We start from the raw sequence: 6252 nt of genomic DNA on the forward strand, positions 1-6252 counted from the left end.
GAGGAAACGGCTGTTTCGTGGAGGCGTTTGCTTCACCGTCATGCTCAGCCCGGATGGCTGGAATTTTTTGCTACGGGCTTTATCGCGGAAAAGCTGGAGTCCTGGGGGATAGAGATCTCTCAGGGAACAAAAATTCTGGATGCTGAAGGAAGGCTTTTTGTTCCGCCGGAGAGCGTTCTCGATCGGGAGTATCGAAGGGCGTTGAGTGCCGGGATCGACGAGAGGTACCTTCGTCCCGCCCGAGGGGGATTGACGGGGGTCGTGGGGGTGCTGGTCGGGGCGCAGCCGGGGCCTCACGTTGCGTTTCGTTTCGATATCGACGCCCTGGAGATCCAGGAGTCGAAGGAGATGTCCAACCGGGCCAATCGTGAAGGATATGCCTCCATATACCCCGGATATTCCCACATGTGCGGGCACGACGCTCATATCGTTACGGGGCTGCTGTTGGCCCGCTATCTTTCGGAGCACAGAGAGGCGATTCGAGGACGTATCTCCCTTATCTTTCAGCCCAACGAGGAGGCTTTGGCCGGCGCGAGAGCGATGATTCGCCGAGGGGTGACCGACGGCGTGGACTATCTGATCGGAGGACACGTCGCCGCCAATCTCTGGAAGGTGGGGCAGATTGGGCTGAACGTGAAAAATATCCTTGCGGTCGTGCGCTCGAAGGTGCGTATGAAGGGAGTTCCGGCTCATTCTACGGGACGCCCCGACCTGGGTAAGAACGCCTTGCTTGGGGCTTGCGCCGCCGTCACGAACCTCCATGCCATCGCACGGCATGGGGAGGGGGTGGGGATCCTGAATGTCGGCAAGATCGAGGGGGGAATCTCCTGGAACGTCATACCCGACGATGTGACTTTCTGGCTGGAAACACGTGCGGAGACCACGGAGATCAACAACTACATGCAGCGCAGGGCGCAGGAGATCATCAAAGGCGCCGCGGCCATGTTCGACCTGAGTTATACGATCGAGAAGGTGGTGGAATCCGTTTCCTGCAAAAATTCCCCCGAGCTCGTCGCGATGGGCACGGAGGCGGCGCGGCTGGTTCCGGGGATAGAGGAGGTGGTCCCGGAGGTTTCGGTCAACGCCTCGGAGGACTTTGCCCTGCTCGCCGAGGCAGTTGGGAAGAAAGGAGGAAAGACCCTTTACGCGATACATGGGACGCCCGTGGCAGGCGGACAGCACAGTGATTCCTTTGACCTGGACGAACGAGTTATCCTGAATGCCGCTCGTTTCTATGCCGTACTTTACGATCGCCTCACCGCTTCCGGGGCCGATAACAGGTATGAGGGGGCAAGGAGCGCCCGGCATTGGGTTCGCTGAGATGGAAGCAAGGGGGAGGAATTGGGATATGGAAACGCGGAAGCACAAGCTCTGGGAGGCCCTGACCGACGGACGGCTGTTTTTGGTCGTTGTGTTGCTGGTCGTCGTCTCCGAATGGATTGGAGTCCGGAAGATTCCGGTCACTGCGGCCGTCTCCGTTACGCTGTTTCCGATGCTTTACAGTATGATCCTGGGGCTGATCGCCTACTTGATCCGAATCCTGAATGTGGAGCAGAGCAAACGGGCGGAACACCTCATTTTCTTGGCTATCTTGCCTTTGGTGACAAAATTGGGGATGCAGATAGGGCCCTCGGTTTCCAAGGTCGTGGAGATGGGGGCTGCCTTTATGCTGCAGGAATTCGGCCATGTGGGCTCCATCTTCTTGGCTGTTCCGATAGGCCTCATGCTGGGTTTGCGCAGGGAATTGATCGGGCTGGCCCATTCGATCGGGCGGGAGGCCAACGTCTCCCTGATCGCCGAAAAATACGGATTGGACTCGCCCGAGGGACGGGGCGTTATGACGATTTACGTCGTCGGGACTCTGTTCGGCACCCTGTTTTATGGCTTTTTCGTTCCTGTCATGGTCCTGATCCCGGGCATTCGCGTGGAGGCTTGGGCGATGGCGAGCGGCATGGGAAGCGGGAGCATGATGGCCGCAGCCAGCGGAGCGCTTTCCAGCGTCTTCCCCGAACGTGCCAAGGACATCGTGCTCTATGCCGGTGCCTCTCAAGTCCTTACGTCGGCTACGGGACTGTATATGTCCATCTTCCTTTTGCTCCCCTTGACGAGGGGCGTTTATCGATGGCTGTCACCGCTGTTCCATGGCGGAGAATTGGAGGAAAACGGCCATGACCAGTAAGGATTTGGGGAGAACCCTGCTCTATTCGTTTTTTGTCCTCATCGTGGTCTGCCTGATCATGTCCATCGGGATATGGGTTGGGTACCACGTTCCGCCGCAGGAGGTTTTTCCCGGCCTGGCGCTGTATTGTCTCATCTGCTTGGGGGGAGTGCTTCTGTCGTCCATTGTCCCCGGAGGCTTCCCCGCTGTCGGCTGGGTTGCCGTAATCGGAATCGTGTTCTCCATGCCGGGGCTCCTGCCCTGGTCGGAGAAATTCGTCGCCTGGTCCGATAAAATTCCTTTCCTCGCCACGGCAACTCCAGCCTTGGCCTACTCCGGCATCGCGTTTGGCAAGGACTGGGAGAAATTCAAAAGGATCGGCTGGCGAGGTATCCTGGTGAGCTTCCTGGTCTTTGCCGGAACTTTTATCGGTTCGGCCGTGGTCGCCGAGTTGGTCTTGAGGTTTATCGGCTGACCCGTATGCCGAAGCAACAGGTCGCTGTAAAGCCATACAGGGGTTCTGGAGAACGGCGAGGGATTCCCTGAATGGGAGCGCCGGTACTTTGGGGCGGAAAAAGGCGTGTTTGGGGCGGACTCCGCCGGACCGGAGGACGAAACGAAGCCCGGGGCCGCGCAGGCCCCGGGCTTCGAGCAATCGGACGGATCGGACGCTTGCAGGGAAGGCGCCCCTGCCGTCACGCCTTCCGCACCGGCCATTGCACCTCGGTGCGCAGCTCCTCCGGCGGGACCTCGTGGGGGCTGTTCAGGTAGACGTTCCGCGCGCCGTCGGACCCCGCCACGGGCTCGTAGCCGTTCTCCTCCATCCAGTGCCGCAGCGCGGTGTAGGCGCCCTCCAGCTGGTCGTAGGGCCCCTTGTGCAGGGTGCAGGCCATCGCTCCGCCCGGCACCGTGCGGACCTTCAGCCGGTCCGTGTCCGGGACGGGGTTCGTGAAGGACAGGCAGAATTCGACGTCGATGTTGTTGGGGTCGAACTCCTCCCCGTAATAGATGTCGAAGCACTCCCCGCCGTAGGCGCTGCCGTTCTGTTCCAGGTGGCTCCAGAGCTCCGTGAAGGCCCGATGGCTTTCCTCCGATATGTTCTCCATCGTGATGATGCAGCGGTGCGTCAGCGCCCGGACGGGCGCCACCTCACGTACGGTGACCTCGTAGGACAAGAAAAACGCCTCCTTCTCCAAAGTGAGTTTTTCCAGAAGCTCCAGGTCCCTGTTTCCCTTCTTCAGGCGTTCCTGGAGCACCTGGCGGTGCCGGTCGAGAAATGCGGCGATCGCATCGGGGTCCCGTGCGCCCAGAAAGGCGCGAATCTCCTCCAGGGGCACGTCCAGCTCCCTCAGGCGTCGGATGCGCAGGGCCTCCACGAACTGCCCCGCGGAGTAGTGGCGGTACCCCGTCGCCTCGTCCACCCAGACGGGCCTCAGGACGCCCTTCTCGTCGTAGAAACGCAGCGCCTTCACCGAGAGCCTCGTCGCCCTGGAGAACTCCCCGATCGTCAGCAGATTGCCCATGGATCTCCTCCTCCCTTCGCACCCCGCCCTCATCCTCCGGCAGGAAGCATCATAGGGCCTCCCCCAGGGGGAGGGTCAAGCCCGCGGAACCTATTCGAACGTTCCCCTGGCCAGTACGCTGCCGTCCTTCATCATCACACGGCCCTTCGCCACCACGTGGCGCAGGGCGTTTCGGTCGTCCAGGAGCAGGATGTCGGCGTCGCGGCCCCTCTCGATACGCCCCTTGTGCGGCAGGGAGAGCTGGTCGGCCACGTGGCTCGTCGCCATGCCGACGGCCTTCTCCGGCCCCACCTCGGGGTCCTCCATCAACTCCAGGATGCAGGCCAGGACGGATTCGATGGGGCCGATGCCCATGCCTGCCAATTTGCCCTCCGCGTCGAAGCGCGGCATGCTGCCGTTGCCGTCGGAGCTCAGGGTGATGCGCTCGGGGCTCACGCCGCCGGCCAGCAGGTGTTTTACGGCGCGGCGCGTCGGGATGCCGAAGACGGGCTTTTCCCCGGGGGCCGCGGTGATGTCGAGGTTTCCGCCCCGAAGACCGTATTCTACGGCCCTCTCCAGAAGCGCTTCATTGCGCGAGACGTGGGTGGGAGCGAACTGCGCCAGGGGGATATCCGTCCCATCGACGGCCGCGAGCAGCGGCTCGAAGGCCGGAGCTTCCGAGCCCATATGGACGCAGACCGTCCCGGCCTTACCGGTGAGCATCCCTCCGACGCGGGCCTCCGAGACGGCGCGGCGCAGTTCATCGACCGTGGGATGCGCGCTGCGGTGGTCCGACAGGGCAATCTTGAGTCCGATCACCTTGTCGATCAGACAAAGGTCGTCCATGACGCCGCCCGTCAGGGTCGGGGAGGGGAGGGCATAGCTGCCCGTCAGTATCCAGGTGCTCAGTCCCTCCTCCTCCAGGCCGCGAGCCTTCATCAGGAGGTCGCGCAGGCCCCGGCAGGTTCCGTCGGTCCCCGTGAGCCCCACCGCCGAGGTCACCCCGGCTCGGACGAATGCGGAGAGCTGGAGCGGCGGAGTTCGGTATCGGGGGCCTCCCTCGCCGCCCGCGCCGTTGAAGTGCACGTGGCGATCGATGATGCCGGGCAGTACCTTCCCCCCCTCTGCGTCGAGCACCGTCACCTCGGGGCAGAGCCGCTCCATGTGGAGCCTCAGCTCTTTGGCGGAGTCGGCGGGATGGATGCCGGAGATTTTGCCTCCAACGACCGAGACCGTCCCCAGCCCGAGGGGGGCTGGGGAGAACAGGTCCGCGTTTTCGATCAGCAACATGGCGTCAGGCCTGTTCCTTCCGATCCGAGGGCCAGATGGCGATGCCGGCAAATCCGTAGAACCATGCCGTCAGGAAGCCCATGTAGCAGAGTACGGCCCATGGAGCGTATTCGGCGACGGAAACGCCCAGCACCGTGGACATGTAGATGCCGGCGGCCGACCAGGGGATCAGGGGGACTACGACGGTCCCGGAGTCCTCCAGGGTGCGGGACAGGACGCGGCGCGATATGTTCATCTCGTCGCAAAGATCCTTGTACATGGTGCCCGGGACAATCTCGCTGAGGTAGGAGTTTCCGGTCCCCAGGCCGGTCATGATGCCCGTCAGAGAGGCGGACATGACGAATCGCCCGCGGCTGTTTCCGATGAAGCTCGCGCGGAGCGATTCGCACAGGATGCGGAAGGTACCGGTGCACTCCAACTGTCCTGCGAAGAGGTAGGCGAAGAACACGACGACGACGGAACTGGACATGAAAGCCAGTCCGCCGCGGCTCAGCAGTTTGTCGAGAGCCTCGAGTCCCGTCGCAATCTTGGGGCCGGAGGCCATGAATTTGATCGTCGTTGAAAGGTCATAGCCCTGGAGCAGGGCCAGGGGGATGGAGACGGCGATGGCTACCCACAGGACGGGAAGGGTTGGATAGCGCTTGTAGGCCAGGGCCAGGACGACGAACGGGGGCACCAGGGCTATAGGATTCAGCCGGAACGTCGTCTCTATCGCTTTGATAATCGAGTCGACCTGCGACAGGTCGAGCTCTCCGGCGGCATGGGAGCCGGCGTAGGCATAGAGCCCCAGGCCGACCAGAAAGGCGGGGACGGTCGTCCAGAGCATGGAACGGATGTGATCCACCACCTCGACCTCGGCGACGGCCGCGGCCAGTACCGTTGTGTCGGAGACGGGGCTGAGCTTGTCGCCGAAGTACGCGCCGGCGACGATAGCGCCCGCTGTTGCGGGCAGGGAGACGCCCAGACCCTGTGCGATGCCGATGAATGCGACCCCGAATGTAGCCGCCGTTCCCCAGGATGTTCCGGTGAAACAGGAGGAGAGACAGCAGATGAGAAAGGCCGCGGGCAGGAAAACCTTGGGGCTCAGGATCTTGAGACCGGCAAAAATGAGGTAGGGGATGGTCCCGGAGGCCATCCAGACGGCGATCAGCGGCCCGACGGTCAGCAGGATCATGATGGCGCCCGTGGCTCGGGCAACCATGGGAACGACGCCCTTATCGAAGAGCTCGTCCCAGGAATAGCCATAACGGAAGCAGAATACCACGGTCGTGAACATCCCGCAGAACATCAGCAGGAGCGCGA

General features: G+C 62.4%; 6 protein-coding genes. 3 read left to right on the forward strand and 3 right to left on the reverse strand.

Annotated elements, in window-relative coordinates:
* The 3 genes from Q0176_RS09740 to Q0176_RS09750 form a co-directional block, all read left to right on the forward strand.
* On the forward strand, nucleotides 1-1320 hold a 1320-nt coding region (locus tag Q0176_RS09740), incomplete at its 5' end, for an amidohydrolase (protein WP_299302210.1).
* Nucleotides 1321-1348: 28 nt separating this feature from the next.
* Nucleotides 1349-2179: a DUF3100 domain-containing protein gene (locus tag Q0176_RS09745; protein ID WP_299302213.1), complete on the forward strand. Its 831-nt coding sequence runs from the start codon at nucleotides 1349-1351 to the stop codon at nucleotides 2177-2179.
* Nucleotides 2169-2633 carry a hypothetical protein gene (locus Q0176_RS09750; RefSeq protein ID WP_299302216.1) on the forward strand — a complete coding sequence of 155 codons (465 nt, stop codon included), beginning with the start codon at nucleotides 2169-2171 and terminating at the stop codon, nucleotides 2631-2633. The genes Q0176_RS09745 and Q0176_RS09750 overlap by 11 nt, the downstream gene beginning before the upstream one ends.
* Before the next feature lie 220 nt (nucleotides 2634-2853).
* Here the strand turns inward: Q0176_RS09750 and Q0176_RS09755 are convergent, their stop codons facing one another.
* From Q0176_RS09755 to nhaC, 3 genes are all read right to left on the reverse strand, one after another.
* Nucleotides 2854-3681, reverse strand: coding sequence for a MerR family transcriptional regulator (locus tag Q0176_RS09755; RefSeq protein ID WP_299302219.1), 828 nt, complete (start codon nucleotides 3679-3681; stop codon nucleotides 2854-2856).
* A 90-nt stretch (nucleotides 3682-3771) separates the two neighbouring features.
* The gene (gene iadA / locus Q0176_RS09760; RefSeq protein ID WP_299302222.1) at nucleotides 3772-4950 is read right to left on the reverse strand and encodes a beta-aspartyl-peptidase; all 1179 of its coding nucleotides are present in this window, start codon (nucleotides 4948-4950) and stop codon (nucleotides 3772-3774) included.
* Between the two features lie 4 nt (nucleotides 4951-4954).
* A partial coding sequence (gene nhaC / locus Q0176_RS09765; protein ID WP_299302225.1) for a Na+/H+ antiporter NhaC occupies nucleotides 4955-6252 on the reverse strand: 1298 nt, incomplete at its 5' end.

It is taken from the genome of uncultured Fretibacterium sp. (genome assembly GCF_938040765.1).
Classification (GTDB): domain Bacteria; phylum Synergistota; class Synergistia; order Synergistales; family Aminobacteriaceae; genus CAJPSE01.